This is a genomic window from Gilliamella sp. Occ3-1 (genome assembly GCF_001690655.1).
GTDB classification, from domain to species: Bacteria; Pseudomonadota; Gammaproteobacteria; order Enterobacterales; family Orbaceae; genus Gilliamella; species Gilliamella apicola_P.
Genome location: NZ_LZHQ01000004.1, coordinates 171038 through 196486, shown reverse-complemented (window position 1 = coordinate 196486; position 25449 = coordinate 171038). Strand labels below are relative to the sequence as shown.

The 25449-nt window shown below is 37.0% G+C and carries 23 protein-coding genes and 1 rRNA gene; 8 read left to right on the top strand and 16 right to left on the bottom strand.

From position 1 onward, the window contains the following. The 11 genes from A9G43_RS01740 to tyrA all read right to left on the bottom strand — a co-directional run. Positions 1-728, bottom strand: a 16S ribosomal RNA gene (locus A9G43_RS01740); the annotation flags it as partial. Between the two features lie 1322 nt (positions 729-2050). Further along, positions 2051-2476 carry a F0F1 ATP synthase subunit epsilon gene (locus A9G43_RS01735; protein ID WP_034911289.1) on the bottom strand — a complete coding sequence of 142 codons (426 nt, stop codon included), beginning with the start codon at positions 2474-2476 and terminating at the stop codon, positions 2051-2053. A 41-nt stretch (positions 2477-2517) separates the two neighbouring features. Beyond that, positions 2518-3900: a F0F1 ATP synthase subunit beta gene (gene atpD, locus A9G43_RS01730; protein ID WP_034911215.1), complete on the bottom strand. Its 1383-nt coding sequence runs from the start codon at positions 3898-3900 to the stop codon at positions 2518-2520. Between the two features lie 47 nt (positions 3901-3947). Next, the gene (atpG, locus tag A9G43_RS01725; protein WP_065606087.1) at positions 3948-4817 is read right to left on the bottom strand and encodes a F0F1 ATP synthase subunit gamma; all 870 of its coding nucleotides are present in this window, start codon (positions 4815-4817) and stop codon (positions 3948-3950) included. Between the two features lie 14 nt (positions 4818-4831). Further along, positions 4832-6373, bottom strand: coding sequence for a F0F1 ATP synthase subunit alpha (gene atpA / locus A9G43_RS01720; RefSeq protein WP_034911218.1), 1542 nt, complete (start codon positions 6371-6373; stop codon positions 4832-4834). Between the two features lie 11 nt (positions 6374-6384). Continuing rightward, positions 6385-6918: a F0F1 ATP synthase subunit delta gene (gene atpH / locus A9G43_RS01715; RefSeq protein ID WP_065606085.1), complete on the bottom strand. Its 534-nt coding sequence runs from the start codon at positions 6916-6918 to the stop codon at positions 6385-6387. A gap of 13 nt (positions 6919-6931) precedes the next feature. Next, positions 6932-7402, bottom strand: a complete 471-nt coding sequence (gene atpF, locus A9G43_RS01710; RefSeq protein WP_034911222.1) for a F0F1 ATP synthase subunit B — start codon at positions 7400-7402, stop codon at positions 6932-6934. A gap of 24 nt (positions 7403-7426) precedes the next feature. Continuing rightward, positions 7427-7654, bottom strand: a complete 228-nt coding sequence (gene atpE / locus A9G43_RS01705) for a F0F1 ATP synthase subunit C (RefSeq protein WP_411588181.1) — start codon at positions 7652-7654, stop codon at positions 7427-7429. 36 nt (positions 7655-7690) lie between these two features. Beyond that, the gene (gene atpB / locus A9G43_RS01700) at positions 7691-8473 is read right to left on the bottom strand and encodes a F0F1 ATP synthase subunit A (protein ID WP_065606082.1); all 783 of its coding nucleotides are present in this window, start codon (positions 8471-8473) and stop codon (positions 7691-7693) included. A 258-nt stretch (positions 8474-8731) separates the two neighbouring features. After that, the gene (gene glmM / locus A9G43_RS01695; RefSeq protein ID WP_065606080.1) at positions 8732-10063 is read right to left on the bottom strand and encodes a phosphoglucosamine mutase; all 1332 of its coding nucleotides are present in this window, start codon (positions 10061-10063) and stop codon (positions 8732-8734) included. A gap of 107 nt (positions 10064-10170) precedes the next feature. After that, positions 10171-11292, bottom strand: coding sequence for a bifunctional chorismate mutase/prephenate dehydrogenase (gene tyrA / locus A9G43_RS01690; RefSeq protein WP_065606078.1), 1122 nt, complete (start codon positions 11290-11292; stop codon positions 10171-10173). 120 nt (positions 11293-11412) lie between these two features. On the opposite strand from tyrA, the gene xthA reads away from it, so the two are divergent. The 3 genes from xthA (at position 11413) to dolP (ending at position 14413) form a co-directional block, all read left to right on the top strand. Next, the gene (gene xthA, locus A9G43_RS01685) at positions 11413-12219 is read left to right on the top strand and encodes an exodeoxyribonuclease III (protein ID WP_065606076.1); all 807 of its coding nucleotides are present in this window, start codon (positions 11413-11415) and stop codon (positions 12217-12219) included. Between the two features lie 40 nt (positions 12220-12259). After that, the gene (xseA, locus tag A9G43_RS01680; RefSeq protein WP_065606074.1) at positions 12260-13594 is read left to right on the top strand and encodes an exodeoxyribonuclease VII large subunit; all 1335 of its coding nucleotides are present in this window, start codon (positions 12260-12262) and stop codon (positions 13592-13594) included. Between the two features lie 240 nt (positions 13595-13834). After that, on the top strand, positions 13835-14413 hold the full coding sequence (dolP, locus tag A9G43_RS01675) for a division/outer membrane stress-associated lipid-binding lipoprotein (protein WP_065606072.1): 579 nt from the start codon (positions 13835-13837) through the stop codon (positions 14411-14413). A gap of 45 nt (positions 14414-14458) precedes the next feature. On the opposite strand, the gene csdE is transcribed toward dolP, so the two are convergent. The 4 genes from csdE to ubiU form a co-directional block, all read right to left on the bottom strand. After that, entirely contained in the window at positions 14459-14854 is a 396-nt protein-coding gene (gene csdE, locus A9G43_RS01670; RefSeq protein ID WP_065606068.1) for a cysteine desulfurase sulfur acceptor subunit CsdE, read from the bottom strand. A gap of 68 nt (positions 14855-14922) precedes the next feature. Next, positions 14923-16134 carry a cysteine desulfurase CsdA gene (gene csdA, locus A9G43_RS01665; protein WP_065606066.1) on the bottom strand — a complete coding sequence of 404 codons (1212 nt, stop codon included), beginning with the start codon at positions 16132-16134 and terminating at the stop codon, positions 14923-14925. Continuing rightward, on the bottom strand, positions 16103-16981 hold the full coding sequence (locus A9G43_RS01660; RefSeq protein WP_065606064.1) for a U32 family peptidase: 879 nt from the start codon (positions 16979-16981) through the stop codon (positions 16103-16105). The genes csdA and A9G43_RS01660 overlap by 32 nt, the downstream gene beginning before the upstream one ends. Positions 16982-17066: 85 nt before the next feature. After that, positions 17067-18062, bottom strand: coding sequence for a ubiquinone anaerobic biosynthesis protein UbiU (ubiU, locus tag A9G43_RS01655; protein WP_065606062.1), 996 nt, complete (start codon positions 18060-18062; stop codon positions 17067-17069). 515 nt (positions 18063-18577) lie between these two features. Between ubiU and A9G43_RS01650 the strand changes: the two genes are divergently transcribed. From A9G43_RS01650 to ubiA, 5 genes are all read left to right on the top strand, one after another. Then, positions 18578-21031, top strand: a complete 2454-nt coding sequence (locus A9G43_RS01650; protein ID WP_065606061.1) for a DMSO/selenate family reductase complex A subunit — start codon at positions 18578-18580, stop codon at positions 21029-21031. A 21-nt stretch (positions 21032-21052) separates the two neighbouring features. Then, complete coding sequence (locus tag A9G43_RS01645; RefSeq protein ID WP_065606059.1) at positions 21053-21667, top strand: DMSO/selenate family reductase complex B subunit; 615 nt, start codon at positions 21053-21055, stop codon at positions 21665-21667. Next, complete coding sequence (locus A9G43_RS01640; RefSeq protein ID WP_065606057.1) at positions 21664-22512, top strand: dimethyl sulfoxide reductase anchor subunit family protein; 849 nt, start codon at positions 21664-21666, stop codon at positions 22510-22512. The genes A9G43_RS01645 and A9G43_RS01640 overlap by 4 nt, the downstream gene beginning before the upstream one ends. A 42-nt stretch (positions 22513-22554) precedes the next feature. After that, the gene (locus A9G43_RS01635) at positions 22555-23136 is read left to right on the top strand and encodes a TorD/DmsD family molecular chaperone (protein WP_065606055.1); all 582 of its coding nucleotides are present in this window, start codon (positions 22555-22557) and stop codon (positions 23134-23136) included. Positions 23137-23285: 149 nt separating this feature from the next. Then, positions 23286-24113, top strand: a complete 828-nt coding sequence (ubiA, locus tag A9G43_RS01630; protein WP_065606053.1) for a 4-hydroxybenzoate octaprenyltransferase — start codon at positions 23286-23288, stop codon at positions 24111-24113. A 438-nt stretch (positions 24114-24551) separates the two neighbouring features. Here the strand turns inward: ubiA and folP are convergent, their stop codons facing one another. Further along, entirely contained in the window at positions 24552-25388 is an 837-nt protein-coding gene (gene folP / locus A9G43_RS01625) for a dihydropteroate synthase (protein WP_065606051.1), read from the bottom strand. Positions 25389-25449 lie beyond the last annotated feature (61 nt).

Here is a 25449-nt window from a genome sequence, read left to right as displayed (position 1 = left end):
GCCTTCGCCACCGGTATTCCTCCACATCTCTACGCATTTCACCGCTACACGTGGAATTCTACCTTCCTCTACAATACTCTAGTTAACCAGTTTTAAGTGCAATTCCTAGGTTGAGCCCAGGGCTTTCACACCTAACTTAATTATCCGCCTACATGCCCTTTACGCCCAGTCATTCCGATTAACGCTCGCACCCTCCGTATTACCGCGGCTGCTGGCACGGAGTTAGCCGGTGCTTCTTCTGTGATTAACGTCAATTAATGCACCTGTTAGATACATCACCTTCCTCATCACCGAAAGTACTTTACAACCCGAAGGCCTTCTTCATACACGCGGCATGGCTGCATCAGGGTTCCCCCCATTGTGCAATATTCCCCACTGCTGCCTCCCGTAGGAGTCTGGACCGTGTCTCAGTTCCAGTGTGGCTGGTCATCCTCTCAGACCAGCTAGAGATCGTCGCCTTGGTGAGCCTTTACCCCACCAACTAGCTAATCCCATATGGGTTCATCAAATGGCGCATGGCCCGTAGGTCCCACGCTTTGGTCTCTCAACTTTATGCGGTATTAGCAGTCGTTTCCAACTGTTGTCCCCCTCCATTCGGCAGATCCCCATACCTTACTCACCCGTCCGCCACTCGTCATCAAGTGCAAGCACTCATGTTACCGTTCGACTTGCATGTGTTAAGCCTGCCGCCAGCGTTCAATCTGAGCCATGATCAAACTCTTCAATTTAAAGTTTGATGCTCAATAACTGTCTCTGACATATTCAAATGAATCTTCAGTGTCACTTATCAAGACTTAATTTTTTAGTCCGTAGACTTTAATCTTTTGTCTCGCAAGTGCCCACACAGATTGTCTGTTTCTTCTTTTTAAAGAGCTGACAGCTTATATTCCTCATCAACTTTTCGTTGACTTAGTTCTCTGTCTCAAGGGTTGCGTATACTACGCTACACCTTTTTATTCGTCAAGATCTTTTTTAAATTTTTTTGATCTCACTTTACCACCAACTCTCCGCCTGCTTGTCGCTGACTGCGTGTCAGTGGATGCGCATTATAGGGACTTAAAATTTTTGTGCAAGAGGTTATTGTGTAATTTATTTCTGTTTGCTTTTTTTTTACCCGAAATGCAACAAAAATAGACTAAAAATAGGGTTTATTGCTCCTTGGTGTTAATCATAAGCCTCCTTTACTTTTATAGCATACCATACAACACGTTAATGAGACCATGCCAATATCATTTCTTACCAACTTTCCGTGAAGTATAGTTATAAATAGATAATGTTTCATTTTAGCAAATGTCTATCAACTAAATGATGATATTTGTATAGACACTGATAAAATCGAATAAAAAGCCTGATTATCAAACCTTAGAGTACAAAAATAAAGCAATAAAAAAGAACTTGAACTACATTCGAAATTGTAAAAAGTCACTCAGCATTTTGCAGCCATAAATAGCAAGGTACCAGTTTATCAAAAGACATCATGATTTGCATAATTATAGTTGTCGAACGTCAACCTATTAGATAGCGGCTATAGCTTGTCTTGTGAATACGTTGATAGGCGAATGAAAAACTTATAATCTTAAAAAAGGTATAAGTAAACAATCGGAAAAAGCCTTTGGTATGCCAAGTATTAATCATACAGATACTTTGTCCTGGTTATCCAAACCAAATGATATTAGCTGCTTATGGATGAAAATGCAGTATCAGCCGTATAAGGTAACTGTTGAGATAATATTAAAAGTCACGAATTATCATGAAATATTTAATTTAAAGATAAATCAATTATGAAATAAGGATTAATATTAAAAATAATAAGTAAATTTGCCATTTTATGTTTGCGCTGTTTTATATTATTGAAAGTAGGTGTAGATGTAAATATTTTTTTGTAAATAAGTTTCCGAAAACTATATGTTTCAGTATAAATTTACCAGTAAATTATCCAAAGCGCTATTGAAGAAAAGATCAATTCCTAAATTAAAAAGAGTTGTAATTAAAGAAGGCTACTTGTAATACCAAATAGCCTTTTGTGTATGATAAAACATCAAAAAGCAAACTATTGACCCATGCGGCGAGTCAATTCGATAACGCGAATTTTTGCCAAAGCTTTTGATAATTCAGCAGATGCTTGTGCAAATGACATGTCATCGCTTGGGTGATTAATATGTTCTTGTGCTTGTCTTACTGCTTCTTGTGCTCTTGCTTCATCTAAATCTTCACCACGAATTGCAGTATCTGCCAAGATAGTTACGATGTTAGGTTGTACTTCTAAGATGCCACCAGATAGATAGATAAACTCTTCTTCACCATCCGCTTTCACAATGCCGACCATGCCTGGTTTTATGGTTGTGAGTAAAGGGGTATGGCCAGGATAAATCCCAAGTTCACCTTCCTTACCTGTGACTCTGATTCGCTGAACATCACCCGAAAACAGGTGAGATTCAGCACTAACAACTTCTAATTGATAGGAAGTTAGTGCCATAATACGATCTCCATTAATACGATCTTCGTTCAATGAATCTCTTAGAGAGATTTTGCCTTCTCAATCGCTTCATCAATTGAACCAACCATATAGAATGCTTGTTCAGGGATATGGTCATAATCACCATTCATGATTCCTTTAAATGCACTAATCGTATCTTTTAAAGGTACATATTTTCCTGGTGAACCAGTAAATACTTCTGCAACAAAGAATGGTTGAGATAAGAAGCGCTGAATTTTACGTGCACGAGCAACGATCAATTTATCATCTTCAGATAACTCATCCATACCAAGAATAGCAATAATATCTTTTAATTCTTGATAACGTTGTAGAATTGACTGAACACCACGGGCACAATCATAGTGCTCTTGACCAACAACTAAAGGATCTAATTGACGACTAGTTGAATCTAATGGATCCACTGCCGGATAGATACCTAAAGAAGCAATTTGTCGACTTAATACGATTGTCGCATCTAAGTGAGCAAAGGTTGTTGCTGGTGATGGATCAGTCAAGTCATCTGCTGGCACATACACCGCTTGGATTGAAGTAATCGAACCGGTCTTAGTTGAAGTAATACGTTCTTGTAGTAACCCCATTTCTTCAGCTAATGTTGGTTGATAACCTACTGCCGAAGGCATACGACCTAATAACGCAGATACTTCAGTACCGGCTAATGTATAGCGATAAATATTATCGATGAATAATAAAACATCTTTACCTTCGTCGCGGAATTTTTCAGCCATAGTTAAACCAGTTAACGCAACACGTAAACGGTTTCCTGGTGGCTCATTCATTTGGCCGTAAACTAATGATACTTTATCAAGTACGTTTGATTCTTTCATTTCGTGGTAAAAGTCATTACCTTCACGAGTACGTTCTCCCACACCAGTAAACACTGAGTAACCTGAGTGTTCAATAGCGATATTACGGATTAACTCCATCATATTAACGGTTTTACCTACACCAGCACCACCAAACAGACCGACTTTACCACCTTTAGCAAATGGACAAATTAAGTCGATAACTTTAATACCTGTTTCAAGTAATTCAGTTGAGTTTGCAAGTTCTTCATAGGTTGGGGCCGCACGGTGAATCGCCCAACGTTCTTCTTCACCAATAGGACCTGCTTTATCAACAGGATCACCAAGTACGTTCATAATACGACCTAGTGTTTTTGTACCAACAGGTACTTCAATGCCGTGACCAGTGTTTACTACGTCAAGTCCACGTCTTAAACCATCAGATGAACCCATTGCGATACAACATACAACGCCACCACCTAATTGTTGCTGAACTTCCAGAACTAATTTTTCAGTGCCTGTTTCCACTTCTAATGCATCATATACCTTCGGTACTGCATCTTCTGGGAATTCGACATCAACCACCGCACCGATGATCTGGACAATCTTTCCAGTAGCCATTTTTAATCCTCTACGTCTTTTTCTTAACTATAAGCCAATATTTAGCACTAACCTGAAACAGCGGCTGCACCGGATACAATATCAATTAATTCATTAGTGATAGCACCTTGACGTGCCTTGTTATACACAATTTGTAACTCATTAATTAGGTTTGCTCCGTTATCCGTTGCCGCTTTCATGGCCACCATTCTTGCTGCTTGTTCACTCGCTAAATTATCAACCACTGCTTGATAAACTTGTGATTCAATATAGCGACGTAAAATCACGTCTAATAGTGATTTAGCATCAGGCTCATAAATATAATCCCATGATGAAGCTTTGAGTTTTTTATCTTCTGATGGTGGTAAAGGTAATAATTGCTGAATTGTCGGCTTTTGTGACATCGTATTAATAAATTTGTTTGTAACAATATATAATCTATCAATTTTACCGTTGTCATATGCCTCAAGCATTGTTTTTACCGGCCCAATTAAATCGGATAAATTTGGTTCATCACCTAAATTAGTGACTTGGGTTAAAATGTTCGCTTTCACTGACGAGAAAAACGAAACACCACGCGAACCAATTAAAGCAACATCAGCTTCAACACCCTTTTCCTGCCATGCTGACATATCAGCAATGACAGTTTTAAAAAGGTTGATATTTAAACCACCACATAAACCACGATCGGTTGAAATGATAAGATAGCCAACTCGCTTTACATCTCTTTCTTCTAAATAAGGATGTTTGGCGCCTATCTGAGCTAACGCTAAATGTCCAATTACTTCACGAATCATTTCGGCATATGGTCGACTAGCAGCCATTCTATCTTGCGTTTTACGCATTTTAGAATTGGCAACCATTTCCATCGCTTTAGTGATTTTTTGCGTACTTTGGATACTGGCAATTTTTGTTCTAATCTCTTTTGCATTAGCCATTTTTTACCTCACCCTTACCATGTTTGAGTTGATTTAAAGCTTTCAAGTAATTCTTTTAGCTTAGTTTCAATCTCATCATTGTAATTACCTGTTTCATCAATTGATTTAACAAAATCGGCATATTGACTATGGGCATAAGCAAGTAGTGCTGTTTCAAATGGTAATACTTTAGCTAATTCTACATCTTCAAGATAACCACGTTCAGCAGCGTAAAGTACTATTGATTGTTCAGCAACAGTCATTGGCGAGTATTGCTTTTGTTTTAACAATTCTGTTACTTTTTCACCGTGACTTAATTGGTTTCTTGTTGCTTCATCTAAGTCTGATGCAAATTGAGAGAACGCAGCTAATTCACGATACTGTGCAAGCGCAGTACGAATACCACCTGATAATTTTTTCATTATCTTAGTTTGTGCAGCACCACCCACACGTGAAACCGAAATGCCAGGGTTAACCGCAGGGCGGATACCTGAGTTAAATAGGCTAGTTTCCAGGAAAATCTGACCATCAGTAATCGAAATTACGTTAGTTGGTACGAATGCTGAAACGTCACCAGCCTGAGTTTCAATAATCGGTAATGCTGTTAATGAGCCTGTTTTTCCTTTAACTTCGCCTTTAGTGTACTCTTCAACATAGGCTTCGTTGACTCGCGCTGCGCGTTCAAGTAAGCGAGAATGAAGATAAAATACATCACCAGGATAAGCTTCACGTCCAGGCGGACGACGAAGTAATAACGAAATTTGACGGTAAGCAACAGCTTGTTTAGATAAATCATCATAAACAATTAATGCATCTTGACCACGATCGCGGAAGTATTCACCCATTGCACAACCAGCATATGGCGCTAAGTATTGTAACGCAGCTGATTCAGACGCTGATGCCACAACCACAATTGTGTTTTTAAGTGCACCATGCTCTTCAAGTTTACGTACAACATTGGCAATAGTTGATTGTTTTTGACCAATGGCAACATAAATACATTTTACACCTGAGTCGCGTTGGTTGATGATTGCATCGACAGCAAGTGCTGTTTTACCTGTTTGACGGTCACCGATGATAAGTTCACGTTGACCTCGTCCAATTGGAATCATTGAGTCAACGGCTTTATAACCAGTTTGTAATGCTTGGTCAACGGATTTACGATCGATAACACCAGGTGCAACTACTTCTACTGGTGAAAAACCGTCATGTTGAAGTGAACCTTTACCATCAATTGGTTCACCTAGTGTGTTAATAACGCGGCCTAATAAACCTTCACCAACTGGTACTTGTAAAATACGGCCAGTACATTGTACTTTCATACCTTCAGACAAGTCTTCGTATGGCCCCATGACTACCGCACCGACGGAGTCTCTTTCAAGGTTTAATGCCATTGCATATCGACCACCTGGTAATGCAATCATTTCGCCTTGCATTACATCAGTTAATCCGTGGATTCGAAGGATACCATCACTTACAGATATGATAGTTCCTTCATTGTGAGCATCACTCACAATATTGAACTGAGCTATCCGCTCTTTAATTAGTTCACTTATTTCAGTTGAATTTAGCTGCATTATCAGTCCCCTTAAGACTGTAGAGCGTTATTTAAACGATTTAAACGCCCTCTGATACTACTATCAATAACCATATCGCCCGTACGAATAATAAAACCAGAAATGAGCGATTTATCTATATGACATTTTAGTTTTACTTTTCGTGATAAACGTTTTTCGACAGCGACAGAAATTTTATTAAGTTGCTCATTAGTTAGTTCACTGGCAGAAATTACATCAACATCTGCTTGTGATTCTCTATCTAAACAATATTGTTCAAACAAGGTTAACACTTCAGGAAGAAGTGATAATCGTTTGTTTTCAGCCATAATCTTAATAAAATTAGTACTAAACTCATCTAACACATCTTTACAGATGTTGATGAGTAAATTAGCCACCGAATCAGTTTTCATATCAGATGTTAAGACACTTCTTATTTGAGTATCTTTACTCACTTCAGATGTTAGCACTAACATTTTATGCCATGATTCGATGCTGTTATTTTCTACCGCAAATTCGAAAGCGGCTTTAGCATAAGGGCGAGCAATCGTAATTAAGTCAGCCATTGCTCTATTCTCCTTATAGTTCAGCTACGAGTTTATCAATGATGTCGCTATTTGCGGCTTCATTAACAGAACGTTCAATAATTTTTTCTGCACCAGCAATAGCGAGTGTAGCGACTTGCTGTTTAAGCTCTTCTCTTGCTCGTTTGCGTTCAGCTTCTACTTCGGCAAGCCCTTGAGCAACAATTCTTTCTTTTTCGCGAGAAGCTTCTTGCTTTGCTTCTTCAAGAATGATTGCTTTGCGTTTATTCGCTTGCTCAATAATTGCATTAGCCTCAACCTTAGCCTGTTGCATTATGTCAGATGTATTTGCTTTGGCTAATTCCAAATCTTTTTTTGCTGTTTCTGCTGAAGCAAGTCCTTCGGCTATCTCTTTTTGGCGTTTTTCAATCGCACCAATAACAGGAGGCCAAACAAACTTCATACAGAACCAAACAAACAATACAAATGTAATTGCTTGGCCGAGGAGAGTTGCGTTCATATTCATGACACGATTCCTCTTAAATTTTTATTAACCTGCAACAGCAAAGATAACGTAAAGTGCAATACCTACACAGATCATTGGGATTGCATCAACTAGACCCATAACGATAAAGAATTGAGTACGTAACATAGGCATTAATTCCGGTTGACGAGCAGCACCTTCTAAAAATTTACCGCCTAATAAACCAATACCAACTGCACCACCAATTGCAGCTAATCCCATCATAATGCCTGCGGCTACAAATAACATTTCCATTATATACTCCAGTTTATTAACAAAAAAATATTAAAATTAATGATCTTCTGTTGCCGACGCCATAGCTAAATAGACGATCGTCAACACCATAAAAATAAAAGCTTGTAACGTAATTATTAAAATATGAAAAATGGCCCATGGTAACGATAATATCCACTGTGACCACCAAGGTAATAATGCAGCAATTAGGATGAAGATAAGTTCACCTGCATACATATTTCCGAAAAGTCGAAGCCCTAAAGAAACAGGTTTCGCTAATAGGCTAACTAATTCAAGTACTAAATTAATAGGTGCAAACGCCCAGTGATTAAATGGATGCAAGGTATATTCTTTAACAAATCCTGAAATCCCTTTGTACTTAATTGAGTAAATGATGATAAGTGCAAACACACCTAAGGACATTGACATAGTAATGCTTACATCTGCGGTTGGTACAACTCTCAAATGTGACAGACCTAAATATTGACCTGCATAAGGTAGAAAATCAACAGGGATAAGATCCATTAAATTCATCAAGAAAACCCAAATAAACACAGTTAATGCTAACGGCGCAATGAGTTTATTTTGACCAGTAAACATGTCCTTAACAGTATTATTGACAAACTCGAAAATCATTTCTACTGCACATTGTAGTTTACTTGGGACGCCACTGGTGGCATTTCTTGCTACACGATGGAATATCCATAAAAAGATAACACCAAGTAAGATCGAAAAGAACAATGAGTCAAGATTTAAGGTCCAAAAACCAGAACCTACTTGCAAGTTCTCAAGATGATGCTTGATATAAGCTTGTGGTGAAGCTGGAGAGGAAACCGACATATAACCCTCTTAACCTATTTTTAAAAAATAAAAAATATTGCTCATGTTTTCAGTTGAAAGATATAAGCAATTGCTGTAATAATCTGAAGTTACTATTTTAAACCTAATTGCCTATAATAAGTCAACCTTTGATTAACAAAATTAAAATTTTAGACACTTTTTACTAATTTTACGTAAATGCACGCAACTTCTTTTACTATTCTAACTTCAATATAGCTCAATTAATGGCTTAATTAATGGGCATAATTGGGGGTATTTTTACGCTTTAACTGCTGTAGCGATAGTTTCTGCCAACTTTTGCACTTCGTTTTCATTGCTTCCTTCTACCATAACACGAATTAGCGGTTCGGTTCCTGATTTACGGATCAAAACTCGACCATTATGACCAAGCTGTTTTTCTGCTTGTTTAATTGCCGCTTTCACTTCATCACTATTTAGAGGGTCATTTTCACCTGAAAATCGAACATTAATTAATACTTGTGGTAACATTGTCATACCACTGCACAAGTCAGCCAATGACATATCATTACGAATCATTGCTGCTAATACTTGTAGGCCAGCAATAATACCATCACCAGTGGTGGTTTTATCTAACAATAAAACATGTCCCGAATTTTCGGCACCTAAGCGCCAATTTTTTTCGACCATTTTTTCAAGTACATAACGATCGCCAACTTTAGCACGAGCAAATGGGATACCGAGATTTTTAAGTGCAAGTTCAAGCCCCATATTGCTCATTAATGTGCCGACAACTCCGCCTTTTAGTTGACCTTGTCTTAATGCTTCACGGGCAATGATATAGATAATTAAATCGCCATCAATTTTTTGACCTTTATGATCAACCATGATTATGCGGTCACCATCGCCATCTAAGGCAAAACCTAAATTGGCTTTTTCATCAATAACTCGTTTAGCAAGCGCTTTTATGTCAGTTGCGCCACAGTTTTCATTGATGTTAACACCATCTGGCTCACAACCAATTTTTATTACTTGTGCTCCTAGTTCTCGTAATACTTTTGGTGCTATGTGATAGGTGGCACCATTAGCGCAATCGACAACAATTTTTAATCCAGCCAAACTTAAATCATGGTCAAATGTGCTTTTACAAAATTCAATATAACGCCCTGCAGCATCGGTAATACGACTAGCTCGCCCAAGTTGTTTGGATTCAACACAATCGATCTCTTTTTCAAGTTCGGCTTCAATTTCTAATTCGATTGTATCATCAAGTTTTTTCCCTTCGGTTGAAAAGAATTTAATACCATTGTCATAAAAAGGATTGTGCGAGGCAGAAATGACAACGCCAGCATCAGCACGAAAAGTGCGGGTTAAATAGGCAATGGCCGGGGTTGGCATTGGTCCTGTAAACGCAGCGGCAACACCAGCAGAAGCAAATCCCGCTTCTAGTGCTGATTCAAGCATATAGCCTGAAATGCGGGTATCTTTACCGATTAATACTTTTTTAACACCATCTTTGGCTAGCACACGCCCAGCAGCCCAGCCTAATTTAAGCGCAAAATCTGGTGTAATAGGATACTGACCAACTTTACCGCGAATCCCATCTGTACCAAAATATTTTCGATTAGACATTATATTCCCTCACACTAACATTTATTATTTCTAACAACTATCTTTTAATAAAAAGTATATTTTAATTTGTGAAAAACTTTCAAGAAAGTATACCTTTTAATATAAAACTACTCTCGATTATCATTGGCAAATTTTAATAATCCTTGGCTCTCTTTAATAAAACGTTCAGCATAACTACCAAACCATTGCGTAACTTCGTTAAAACTTTTAATAAAGTTAGTTTTGTCACGTTGTTCAATAAGTTCGACCATTTGACCAAAGCGTTCATAGTAGCGTTTGATTAATTCAATATTATCATCTGACGCCATGATGATATCGGCATAAAGCTCGGGATCTTGAGCAAATAAGCGTCCAACCATCATCAATTCAAGGCGATAAATTGGTGAAGAAAGTGCGATCAATTGCTCTAAATCGGCCTGTTCTCGTTGCAAATTGACACCATATGAGAACGAAGTGAAATGGCGTAATGCTTGGATGAATGACATGCATTTGTCATGCTCCTTGGCATTAATCGCACATAAATTTGCACCCCAAATACGCATTTGTTCTATTAGCCATTGGCATTTATCTGGATATCGCCCTTCACAATAAACAATAATTTGTTTAGCTAAATTTGGTACATCTGGACCAAACATGGGGTGTAAACCGACTACAGGTCCTTGATGTTTATCAAGCATTGCTTGGAGAGGCTTGGCTTTTATGGATGTAAAATCCGTTAAAATACAATCTTTGGGTAATGGTGGTAGTTGTTTAATGACTTCACAGGTTTTGTTAATAGGTACTGTCACGATAATGGCCGCTGCATCAGCAACCACTTCGGCGGCTTGATGCATAGTTTTGGAGCCTAATGTTTTAACCTGATAGCCAGATAAGGTAAATAAACGAGCAAACAATCGCCCCATTTGCCCATTACCACCAACAATCACTATTGATCCTTGACCACTATAAACTTTTTTAAAACCTTTATCATTTTCGCTAATATAAGACTCACGCATTAAACGACGTAAAATATCTTCTATTAAATTGGGGGATATACCTACTCTTTCAGCCTCACCTCGCCTTTTAGCTAACATATCCGCTTCACGTTTGGAATCATAAATCGGAATGCCATGTTTGCTTTTTACTTCGCCAACTTCGGCAACTAATGCTAATCGCTTTGTAATTAAAGATAAAATGGATTTATCAACTTCATCGATTTTATCGCGCAAGGCAAGTAATTCCGTAGACATATTTAGTGATTCCCTTTATCACAAATGGTGGTTTTTATTGTAATAGCTTAACAGTATAACGTATTTTTGTTACGATGCGTATTTAGTTTATAACATGGCATTAAATATAATAAATTTATTATGAAAGTTATCTCGTTTAATATTAATGGCCTTCGTGCTAGAATTCACCAGTTAACCGCAATTATTGAGACTCATCAACCAGATATTATTGCTTTACAAGAAACTAAAGTTCATAACGATCAGTTTCCTATTGGCGAATTAGCACAGTTTGGTTATCACTTACATTATCACGGACAAAAGGGCTATTATGGGGTGGCGTTATTAACCAAGGAACAACCTTTGTCTGTACAATGTGGCTTTCCAAACGATAGTGAGGATGCTCAATGTCGTTTGATTATAGCTGAGTTACCAACCAATCAAGGCAATTTAACGGTAATCAATGGTTATTTCCCTCAAGGTGAAAGTTTACACCATGAAATTAAATACCCGGCTAAACTTAAATTTTACAATGACTTAATACAGTATTTACAAGATCATCAATTAAATAATCAACTAACTTTAGTTATGGGCGATATGAATATTTGCCCAACCGATTTAGATATAGGCATTTCCGAAGATAGCCGTAAACGATGGCTTCGTACAGGAAAATGTTCATTTTTACCGGAAGAACGAAAATGGATAAACAACTTAATGTCTCTCGGTTTTATTGATACTTACCGCAATGCTCACCCAACTGAACTTGAGTATTCTTGGTTTGATTATCGTACTAAAGGTTTTGAAACCCATAATGGGTTAAGAATTGATTTAATATTAGCTAGTCAAAAAATGATGACTTATTGTAAACAAACGGGTATTGATTATGATATTCGTGCAATGATAAAACCATCTGATCATGCACCAATTTGGGCTCAATTTGATTTAGTATAAACCTTTATAGTTATAATATAGTTGTAATAAGGACAATAGCATGCAAAACAATTCAATTTTATCAGTGAAAGATCTTAATCAAATGGTTAAAGAATTGCTTTGTGATGCTATTGGCCAGATCTGGTTAATAGGTGAAATATCAAACTTTTCACGTCCATCATCAGGTCATTGGTATTTTTCGTTAAAAGACGATAGTGCACAAGTACGCTGTGCTATGTTTCGCAATAGCAATTTTCGTGCGGGTTTTACCCCACAAAATGGGCAACAAGTTTTAGTTAGGGCCACAGTGACACTATATGAGGCACGTGGTGAATACCAACTGGTTATTGATAAAATCCAAGCAGCAGGTACGGGATTATTACAGCAAAAGTTTGAGCAACTAAAACAAAAGCTGTCTGAGGAAGGTTTATTTGATTCTACCAATAAACAGCCATTACCAGAAAACATTCGCACAGTTGGAATTATCACTTCATCAACGGGTGCGGCATTGCATGATATTTGTCAGATATTAAAACGCCGAGATCCAAGTTTGCATTTAATTATTTACCCAACACAAGTTCAGGGCAATGAAGCGGCAGGGCAAATCGCTAACATGATTCATATTGCCAACATTCGTCAAGAATGTGATGTATTAATTGTTGGACGAGGTGGTGGCTCGCTTGAAGACTTATGGTCATTTAATGAAGAAGTGGTAGCCAGAGCTATTTTTGCTAGTCAAATATCTATTGTGAGTGCGGTTGGGCATGAGATTGATTTTACGATTGCCGATTTTGTGGCTGATGTTAGAGCGGCAACCCCATCTGCAGCAGCCGAGCTTGTTAGTCGAGACAGTTTACAACAAGTAAAACGTTTGCAAGTTCAACAGCAGCATTTAACCATGGCAATGGATTATTATTTAATGCAATGCCGAGAAAAACTCAATAAATGGCGACATCAATTACAGACTCAACATCCACAAACAAAGCTAGAAAAACAATTAAATCAACTTTTAGCTTATCGCCATTCATTATCTGAAAATATTCAGCAATATTTGCTCAGACTATCAAATCGCCATAATTCACTCGATAAAAGACTATTACGAGTATCTCCACAAAATAATATTACCTATTTAGGGCAATTTACTTGGCAAAAACAACAGCAATTAATTAGTTTAATTAAACAAAAGTTAACAAAATCACAACATCAATTTGCTTTACAAACCTCTCAACTTAACAACGTTAGTCCGCTAGCTACTCTCGAACGAGGTTATTCAATTACCACCGACCAAAACAACACAGTGGTTCGTCGCTCTGAGCAAGTCACGGTGGGTGACATTATCGTAACAAGGCTGAAAAAAAGTAAACTTATTAGCCAAATTACTGAAATAACTAACTAACGTGAAGTTTATTTCTAATAATATAGAAAATAATCAAATCATTTACAATAATAAATAAACAGACATTACTATAAAAACAATCAAACTCTAGAACAAATTGCAGGCTATTGACTAAAAAATTATTAAAATTTATCTTATTTCAAATGATAAAATTATTTGCAAATCAATATCTACAAGGCATAATAAAAGCAATTTATTGGAATTTGATTATTACGGCGTAATAAATCATAAGGAGTGATAATGAAAAAAGTTAGCTTAATGATAATATTAATCTCTTGTGCATTAACATTACAAGGTTGTGTTGCTGCCGTGATTGGTGTTGGAGCAGGTGCGACAGCAAAAGTTGCAACCGATCCTCGTACTGCGGGTACTCAAGTTGACGATACCACTCTAAGTTCACGCATGGGTATGAAAATTAAAAATAACGGACCATTTTTTATTGGATCACGCATTATATCGAGTGCTTATGGTGGCAATATTCTTTTAGTTGGTCAAGCAAATAGTAATCAAATTGAAAAGGCCGAAAGTCTTGCTTACCAAGTTGAAGGGGTAAAAAAAGTCTATAACCAAATTCGTATTGGAGAGCCTGTTGGCGCAGGGACTATTACCAATGATACTTGGATAACGACTCAGATTAAATCTCAGTTAGTTTTAGATGCCAAAACAAAAGCTCGCAAAATTAAAGTAGTAACTGAAAACGGCGAAGTTTTCTTAATTGGTATTGTTACGTCAGAAGAAGGTAAAGTAGCAGCCGAAATTGCAAGTAAAGTCCGTGGTGTAAAAAAAGTTATCACACTATATACGTATACTGAAGATTAAATAGTGACTATACAAAAGACTGGGGGGGGCGATTAGCCCCCTTTTTTATACAACTGATTTAATGCGCTCAATTAATTTAGTAAGCCCTTGCAAACGAGATTGGCTTAACTCATCAGAAATTTTCAGTTGGCTTAATAAGGATTGAAAATTGAGCATAGCAATTTCTTGCGCTGTTTTATTATTAGCAACAATAATTAAGATTGCCAATAATCCTTTCACTATTCGACCTTCACTATCACCACTAAAAACATAGGTATCATCTGTCTGTTTTTGATAAGTCAACCAAACTCGGTTTTCGCAGCCATTGACTTGATTTTGCGCTGTCTTTTGCTCTTCAGGAAAATCAGGTAATTGCTTTGCTAACATCACTAACTGTCGATAACGATCTTGCCAATTATGTTGCTTTGCGAATAATTCGGCTAAGCTTTGCTGTGATAGCATAATATTGACCTATTTACTGTTAACTGTTTGTAAAAAAGTTTCAGGAAACTATACGTTTCAGTATAAAATCACACTAATATTTCAATTACATTTTGCAATACTGAAATAAATTTATCCACATCTTGCTGATTATTATATGGCATCAATGAAACACGAACCGCTCCGTGGCATCCTAATTTATTCATCAAAGGCTGGGCACAAAGCTCACCAGTACGGATGGCAATATTTTGTTCACTTAACAAAATAGCAATATCATTATGATGAATATTATTGATATTAAAAGTGATTATCGGGCTATCATCCACACTATAAAATTGAATATCGGCAAATTGGTTTAGTTGTGATTTTGCATAATAAGCTAGCTGTTTTGTGTAGTTTTCAGCTTGCTTATTATCCCAACTTTTTAACCACTCAAGTACGGAATTAAAACCAACAATACCTGCAATATTAGGCGTACCAGCTTCAAATTTATAAGGAAGATCTTCTTGAATAAAATCATCAAACGAAGCACTTTTTAGCATTTTACCGCCACCATGCCAAACCGACATTAGCTCAAGTAATGCCTTTTTACCATATAAAACGCCAAGCCCCGTTGGACCATACAATTTATGGGTAGAAAAGGCATAAAAATCGATATCTAATTGGTTAACATTAATTGCATGATGAACAACACCTTGCGCACCATCCACCATTAAAACCGCATCATATTGATGAACAATGTTGCTTATTTTAGCTAAATCAGGGCAAAATCCAGTTACGTTTGACATTTGAGTCACTGCAACAATCTTGGTCTTAGCTGACATTAACGACGATAACTCATTAACATCCGACGACCACTTAACGACTTTAGCTCCCGTTTGCTTAGCCACAATCAACCAAGGTAACAAATTACTATGATGCTCTAATTCACTCACAATAATTTCATCTTCAGATTGTAACAGCGATCGAGCATAGCTTTGCGCAATTAAGTTAATTGACTCGGTTGCACCCCGTGTCCAGATAATTTCAGCACTACTATTAGCGTGAACCAAATCGGCAACATTTTGTCTTGCCTTATCAATTGTTGCAGTTACTTGCAAAGCATCTTGGTGTAAACTACGTTTTGCAGTAGCAGTATTCTGGGCATAATACACAAATGTCGCATCAATCATTGATACCGGTTTAAGTGCTGTTGCTGCCGAATCAAGATATATGCTTTCACTATTAAGTGCAGGAAAATTTGCCCGAAACTGTTCAGGCAGAAAATGCTTATTGGGTAAGTTCAAGTCCGGCAATCCCATTCCAGTAACCATTACAATCTCGGTTATGTTCAATTTGTAGTGGATTTAATCCATCTTCGTTAGCTTTAAACTGCTTAATAATATCAAGTGTTTCAATACCAAGTGGTGAAATCCTAACGATATCAACCAATCCTTTCATCTCTTTTAGATTATTTCCCAAATTGTAACAATAACCGCTTTGAGTCTGAATACCGTTTAACACAAATACTTTCTGTTGTTCTTGTGAAAACACCTCACGTCCAACAGGATACTTAATACAACAAGTTTCGCATTTATCTTTAGGCTTATCTTCCGATCTTGCGGTAAAACAGCGAGCTGAATAAGCTAAAGGTAAATAACCATAACTAAACACTTCAACTTCAAAATTTCGTGCGATATTTAAACTCTCAAACTGTTTAAGCACATTACTCAACCAATCACGAGAAAGTTCAACCGGCATACACCAGCGAACCATACCTTGTTTTTGTAATAATTTTAAAGTTAAAGCGTTATAACAGTTAATAGCCGGACCTGCAACAAATGGCAATTTATGCTCATGCGCCACATTAATGGCAGCTAAATCGTTTGCTTCGACTAAAAACTCCCCATTATTAACCAATTGCCTTAAGTCATTTAATTCTGATGGTGCTTCAAGTAAAGCTAATGTAGAAAGCACTACCTGTTTACCGGATTTAGCAATCTCTTTTGCTAATTCAATCCAGTTTGGTACTTTCATTTCACGGCGCTTGGTACAAACCGTTTCGCCCATATAAATAATATCCGCTTGACTTTCTTTAGCGGCGTAATAAAACGCTTCTGTTGTGGTTTTAGGCCAATAATAAAACACTGGTCCTAATGCGTATTTCATGGTTTTGCTCACTATATTTATGTTAGATCTTTCTCAATGATTTACGTTGATGCTGTTAGCACATTACCTATTGCTAACTCACACCTTATTGCCATTTACGGTGATAAGCGCCTAATGTTGTTTGTGTGCCTTCTGACACCGAACCAAGCGTATCGATCCAGCGTTGTTCAGCTTGGAACGATTGCGGATTAGCCTTATAGCGATCGATAGCTTGTCTCCATACTTTTGTAACTTGCTCGACATAAGCTGGGCTACGCTGACGACCTTCTATTTTGACCGATGCGATATTAGCAGCAAACAGTTCAGGCAATAGCTCAATGGTATTCAAACTTGTTGGCTCCTCGATAGGATGATAAAGCTCCTGACCAACAAAATAACGACCTTTACATAGAGTTGGATAACCTGCGTTCTCGCCTTTCTTGTGGCAATCAATTAACACATTATTCAGTCTTGATTCCAGTCCTTTCTCAGTTTCTTCCCAACGAACAAATTTGGCAGGCGAACATGCGCCAACGGTATTAGGGGATTCGCCAGTTAAGTAAGATGACAAATAACATCGACCTTCCGCCATAATACACAAACTACCAAAAGCAAACACTTCAAGCGGAACTGGCGAAACTTGTGATAACTGTTTAACTTGATGCATCGAAAGTACGCGTGGCAAAACAATGCGATGTACCTGAAAATTATTATAGTAAAACTTAATCGACTCTTCATTGGTCGACGACGCTTGCACAGAAACATGACGCTCAAGATTAGGGTATTTTTCAGCCGCATAATCAAGCATAGCAAGATCGGCAATAATTAAAGCATCAGCACCAATATTAGCCGCAGTATCAACCGCACATTGCCAACGCTGAAAATTTTCTGGATGGGCAAAAGTATTAATAGCAATATGCAATTTTTTGCCGTGTTTGTGTACATAATCTGAAGCTTCAATCAATCGCTTTTCATTAAAATTTAAACCAGCAAAATGACGGGCATTGGTATCGTCTTTCAAACCAATATAAACAGCATCAGCGCCATTATCAATGGCCACTTTTAATGATGGTAAAGATCCCGCTGGACAAAGAAGTTCCATAATTATTCCTAACTCAATTTTTATAGTTTATACACTCTGTATTATGCAATAATTCAGAGTGTAATGCGAATATAAAGCGGTGATTATGCTTAAAAAATGAATGGTGCTGTCTAACTACCGCCGAAGTATTGAATAATTGCGCTTACAGCAATCCTCTAAAATTGTTCTGCAAAAATAGAAATTTCTTTTTATAGCGAGTAGTTAGTGCTAGCGATGAAAACATCTAAAATATAAGAAACAATTTTATAATCAATCTGCTAGACACCTATTTTTTACATTGCATGAATAATATTCTACTTTTTGCTGTACTATTTTTAGGGGGGAAATTATAATTTGATATTCAAAAAATTTGTAATGTTAAAAATAAAAATATTGGCATTGTACATTACTAATCTATTTGATAATCCTCTTATTGAGTTCATGTCAATTAATGGCAATTTTTTGTTGCTTTTAGTTTGTTTATTTATTTTTTAGTATTATTATCAATATATCCCATATAAACATCGGGAAATAGTGTGAGCAAATTAAAAAATAAAATAAGTCGGCGTAATTTTTTACAAAAATCATTAACTATAGCAAGTGTAGCAGCGCTAACGAATAATATGCAGCTACCTTTTGTCTATGCAGTTCCAAAAACTAATGCTAAAAGTAGCATAATCCCTACTAATTCCACAGATGAAGAAAAAATTGTTTATAGTGCTTGTTTAGTAAACTGCGGTAGTCGTTGTCCTTTAAAAGTTCATGTCAAAAACGATATTATTACTAAAATAACGTCAGAAGAAGGAATTAATGATTCTGTTTTTGGCTTGCATCAAATTCGCCCTTGTCTTCGTGGCAGATCTGTTCGTTGGCGAACTTATGATCCTGAACGCTTAAAGTATCCTATGCTACGCATTGGTAAACGTGGTGAGGGTAAATTTAAACGTATTTCATGGGATGAAGCCATTAGTCTACTAGCCAATAAACTTAAATATACCATTAATCGGTATGGCAACGAGGCAATTTATTATCAATATGGTACTGGTACTACAGGTGCAAATATTTCGGGACGCAGTGCATGTAAGCGGTTTTTGAGTACTATTGGTGGTTACTTGAATTATCATGGTGACTATTCAAGTGGACAGATAACCGCCATTCAACCCTATATTTATGGTAATGCAAAAGAATCTTTATTAGACCAAATAAAATATTCCGATCTAGTTGTAATGTTTGGGCAAAATATTGCTGAAACCCGAATGTCTGGTGGTGGGCAAGTTACAGAGCTATTTAATGCATTATCACAAAGTAAGGCAAGAATAATTATTATTGATCCAAGACGTAGTGAAAGTGTTGTCGGTTATAATGCTGAGTGGATCCCGATTATTCCCGGTACCGATGCTGCGTTAGTTGCTGCTATTGGCTATGCTTTACTTGAAGAAGATCGTATTGATGATGCGATGCTCAATCAATATTGTGTCGGTTGGAACGCTGATTCATTGCCTGACAGTGCACCGCCTTTTAGTGATTTTAAATCTTATATTCTCGGATTGGGTGACGATAGAACGCCTAAAACACCAGAATGGGCAGCGAAAAAGACAGGTATTGCTGCGGCACAAATTCGTAAGCTAGCACTGGATATTGTTAATGCTAAAGCTGCATGGATTTCTCAAGGTTGGGGAGCTCAACGTTGGCAAAATGGTGAACATACCACAAGGGCTATTATGATATTGCCTATTATCACTGGTCAGTTTGGTAAACGTGGCACTAATATTGGAACCTGGGGTGGAAGTGTGACTTATCCTGTTCCTAGTTTAAGTTTGCTAAATCCAATTAAAACCAGTATCCCATTTTTTTTATGGACCAAAGCGATTGAAAATCCGCTTAGTATGACAGCTAAAAACTCTTATTTACTTGGTAAAGATAAACTTGATGTTGGTATTAAATTTATTTGGAGTTATGCAAGTAATGTTATTGGTAATCAACATGCTGATCTCAATCGTACTCACCAAATTTTGCAAGATGAATCTAAATGTGAATTTATTCTTGTTTGGGATACGCATATGACCGCATCAGCCAAATATGCAGATTTACTGCTACCCGATGTGTCATCGGTAGAAAATAATGATTTGATTAATAACTCTTATGCATCAGGTGCTTATAGTTATTTAATTCGAATGCAACGGGCTATTAAACCTCTTTGGGAAAACCGGGCAGCTTATGATGTATTAACCGATCTTTCTGAAAAGCTGGGCGTAAAAGATAAATTTACACAAGGTCGTACTCAAGATGAGTGGATAGAATATTGCTATGAAAAACTCCGCAAACAAAATCCTAATCTGCCAACTTTTGCCGAAACCGATGGTATGGGGGTAATTGATCGTAAGTTAACTAATAGTGATACTCAGATTGGTTTACAAGCATTTAGAGAAGATCCTCTTAAAAATCCTTTAAGTACACCATCAGGAAAAATCGAAATTTATTCGGAGGCATTAGCAAAAATTGCCAGTGAGTGGGAGTTTGATAAAGATGATAAACTTTATCCAATTCCGGCATATTTGCCTGCTATTGAAGGCAGTGAAGATAAACCAAAACGTAAAAAATACCCATTGCAACTTATTGGGTTTCATACCAAAGGCCAATGTCATTCTTCTTACAGTAATTTACCGCAATTGCGTGAGGCTGTTGCCAGTAGCATTTGGATCAATCCATTTGACGCTGAGCAAAGGCAGATTAAGCATGGGCAATTGGTTGAAGTTTATAACGATCGTGGTCGTGTGTATATTCCTGCCAAAGTTACGCCAAGGATATTACCAGGTGTGATTGCGATTCCTCAAGGTTTATGGGCTAAAACTAATGTAGCTGGGATTGATATTGGCGGATGTATTAATCGCTTAACATCATTGCGCCCAACAGTACTTGCAAAATCGAATCCGCAGCATACCAATCTGGTTGAAGTTAAACCATTATCGGTTACAGGATTAACGTCGTAAATTAAAGAGCGGATAATAAAAATGCAATATGGATTTTATATTGATTCATCAAAATGTACCGGTTGCAAAACCTGCCAACTCAGTTGTAAAGACGAAAAAGACAATGCTTTAGGTGTTCATTTTCGCCGTGTTTATGAATATGGTGGAGGTGCTTGGCAGCAGGTTGATGGTATGTGGCAAAACGATACCTTTACCTATTATTTATCTATCTCATGTAATCACTGTGAAGAACCAGCCTGTGTACAAGGTTGCCCAACAGGTGCAATGCATAAACGAAAGCAAGATGGTTTAGTGGTTGTTAATCAAGATGTTTGTATTGGTTGTCGATATTGCGAAATGCGTTGTCCTTATGGAGCACCGCAATATGATCATCAAAAAAAGGTCATGTCAAAATGTGATGGCTGTTATGAACGTGTGGCTAAAGGTTTAAAACCAGTATGCGTTGAATCTTGCCCTCAGCGTGCGTTAGATTTTGACGAAATAGAGAAACTGCGTCATCGCTATGGTGATGAATGCAATATTGCACCACTACCAAGTTCACAGCTTACTAAACCTAATATTGTGATAAAACCACATGCACATGCCAAGGCATCTGGTGATACATTAGGTAAAGTACTTAATCCTGAGGAGGTATGAGTTATATGCATGAATTACCATTGGTTTTTTTTACTGTATTTGGGCAGTTATCCGCTGGTATGGTATGGTTAGGAGGGCTATTTTATTTAGTTAATCGTGACCCAAATCGGAATATTATTATCCAAAAAATCAATATAATCGCTCTAATTTTTATGGCTATAGGTATGGCGATAGCCTCGTTTCATCTAGGTAAACCCTTGCGCGCGTTAAATGTTATATTTGGTATTGGGCGATCACCAATGAGTAATGAAATTTTCACCTTTGGCGTATTATTCGGTGTTACCTTTGCATGGGTGCTAATAAACTATTATGTACTACATCCGAATACCAATAAATTAAAAATAATCAAAAAGATTTGTTTGCAACTCAAGCAAATTCCGCACTTAGAGCAAATATTGGCAACACTTTTAACTATCATCAGTCTATTTTTTGTTTGGACGATTGTATTAACCTATATGTTACCAACCGTAAAAACATGGAACACCTATTACACCGCGATACAAATGTACACTGCCATGCTAGCTTTAGGAGGCGCTGCTATCACACTATTAGGACTACCGCGACATGGTTATATGGCTTGTATGACAGGAAGCTTATTTATTATTTTATTGAAAGTACCTTATACCCACTTAATGGCCACAATCGCACCAGAACTTACTCATCAACAACATAGCTGGATGATGATTGAATGCATACTATTAATCATGGCATTAATATTAATGACTATCAACATTTGGCAAAAACGTAATTCAACAATTATTTATAGCATTGCCTTTATTGGTATCTTCATTGGCGAAATCAGTGGGCGTATTGCATTTTATAACTTATGGACAATTCCGATGTAATGTATCATCAATACGATACACTTATAGTCAGGTAGCGATTTAATGAAAAATAACCAAGCAACGCATTTAGATAAACTCACATCTACCATTTTAGCCAAAGTATTAGGTGCTTTTTTTTATTATCCACCAGATCATCAAACGGTTAAACCACTCATTGATACCTTATGTCAAATTGAGCATATCACTAACTGGCAAAATGCCGTGCTTATTGGTGAACAGTGCCAAATAATTGCGACTCAAATCAACAACTCAGAACTTAATTACCAATTTTCACTATTATTTGAAGGACAGGGTAGCATGTCTGCGCCACCATGGGGATCGATCTATTTAGATCAAAAACAATTATTAATGGGCGAATCACAAGAGCGCTATCGTCAATTTTTACAGCAACACGGGGTAATACTCAATACAGGTATCAACGAACCTGAAGACCAATTTGGATTAATGCTAATGGCTTACGCCATGCTGCTTGAAAATAATAACTATACAGCAGCAAAACAGTTAATCAATGAACATTTATTAATTTGGTCTCCAACCTATTTAAAAAAGCTGAAGCAAAATAAGATAAGTCCATTTTATCGCGCATTAGCTATGATTGCTGAGCAATATTTGCAGATACTTTAATTATATTTTTCTATTAAAAAATAGTTATTTCAGGTGAATGATTATTTTACTTAATACTGGATTATAACTTGTCATACTATAACATTGCAGCTTTTATCGTAATCGGTATAATCCACGCACGCTATGCTTTTTCAAGGTAATTAATATTAATGTTAGCTTATTTACAACTAATGCGATTAGATAGGCCTATTGGCTCATTGCTTTTACTCTGGCCGACTCTTTGGGCAATCTGGCTTGCAGGTCATCCTTCTATTTATATAACAGTTATTTTTATACTTGGCGTATTTGTAATGCGCTCAGCAGGTTGTGTGGTGAATGATTATGCTGATCGTCATTTTGATGCACATGTTGAACGGACTAAAAATCGCCCACTGGCTCGTGGTGCACTGACTAAAAAAAACGCATTATGGATGTTATTTGTATTATTACTTATTGCACTTTGCTTATTGCTAACTTTAAATAAACTATCATGGTTGATAGGCTGTTTTGCATTATTAACAGCACTGATTTATCCGTTTATGAAACGTTATACCCATTTACCTCAGGTCATCTTAGGTATCGCATTTGGTTGGAGTATTCCGATGGTGTATGCAGCTACTACTGAGCAGTTCCCATTAACCTGTTGGTTGCTTTTCTTTACTAATATTTGTTGGACAATTGCTTATGATACAGAATATGCAATGGTTGATCGCAATGATGATGTAAAAATTGGTATAAAATCTACTGCTATTTTATTTGGACAATATGATAAGTTAATTATAGGGATATTGCAGGCAGTTGTGGTAATTGGGTTAGTCATGATTGGTATCATCAACCAATTATCATTGTTTTTTTATATTGCTTTATTGCTTATTGCAATGCTATTTATTTACCAACAATGGCTAATCAAAAATCGAGAACGAAAACCTTGCTTTCAAGCTTTTTTAAATAATAATTATGTTGGTTTTATTGTTTTTTTAGGTCTATTTTTTGTTTAAAAATTAAGGTATTTTCTAAAGGCTATTTCACGATAAGGGTTGGGATATTTTATCCCTTTGATTGTAGTAACTAGCAATAGTGATAATGTCCGATTTAGATGTTCTTATACGGAAACCCACTAAAATTACTTGTATCATCTAATACTCATCGCTTCGAGACCATCTGCTCTATACTTAGAGATTCAAAGCTCATAGCTTCAAATTTTTTGCAGAAAGATTTCCACACGAAAAAGAAGCCAGACTAAACCTTGAGTGAAAACTATAAATTATAAAAATCACCTTCAATTGAAAACATAAACAAAATTAATGCAATACCTAATTGATTTTATAAGAAGAAAACATAATAATTTTTTCAATCTCAAAAGAAAAATATTGCTATTACAAAATGTGTCAACAATTCAAACCCAACCATTTAACTAAAAGCCTTTCTTTATGCAATTAGCCTTGTTCTGCAAGAGTTGCTTGTACAATTCTTAATGCATCAAACGTTTCTTTTACATCATGCACACGAATAATCTGCACCCCTTTCATTGCCGCTATCACCGCACAAGATACACTGCCTAACATGCGTTCTTGCGGTGGCATATTTAGCACTTGTCCTATCATGGATTTTCGGGACATACCTACTAATAAAGGCAGGTTGAAATGATGAAACCGTTCAAGCGTTGCTAATAGTCGGTAATTGTGTGCTAATGTTTTACCAAATCCAAAACCAGGGTCTAGTATGATTTTTTGGCGGTCAATGCCTACGCTTATGCAGCGTTCGATCTGTTTTGCAAAAAAATCATCGACTTCTTGATAGATATCTTGCTCGTAGTGTGGTGCATTTTGCATGGTTTGGGGGGCGCCTTGCATGTGCATGACGCAAACTGGTAAGCCGGTTTGTGTTGCGGCTTCAAGTGCACCTGGCTCTGTTAAGGCTCGAACATCATTAATTAGGTGGGCCCCTGCTTTAGCTGATTCAGTCATTATTTGTGGCTTTGAGGTATCAACCGAAATCCAAACATCAAAATAACGAGCAATTTTTTCAACTAATGGCACAACACGGTTTAGCTCTTCATCAACTGATACCTCGGTAGCACCGGGGCGTGTTGATTCGCCCCCTACATCAATAAATGTTGCGCCAGCTTGAATCATGCTGTCAACACGACGCATGGCGTCATCAAGATTGTTATAATTTCCGCCATCAGAAAACGAATCAGGCGTCATATTAACAATGCCCATGATTTGTGGAAAAGAAAGATCTATTGTCTGATTTTGAAAATGTATTTCCATGATTACGAGCTCTATTTTTTTAATTTAAAATGCAGTAGATTAAGGTTAAATTTTCAATATA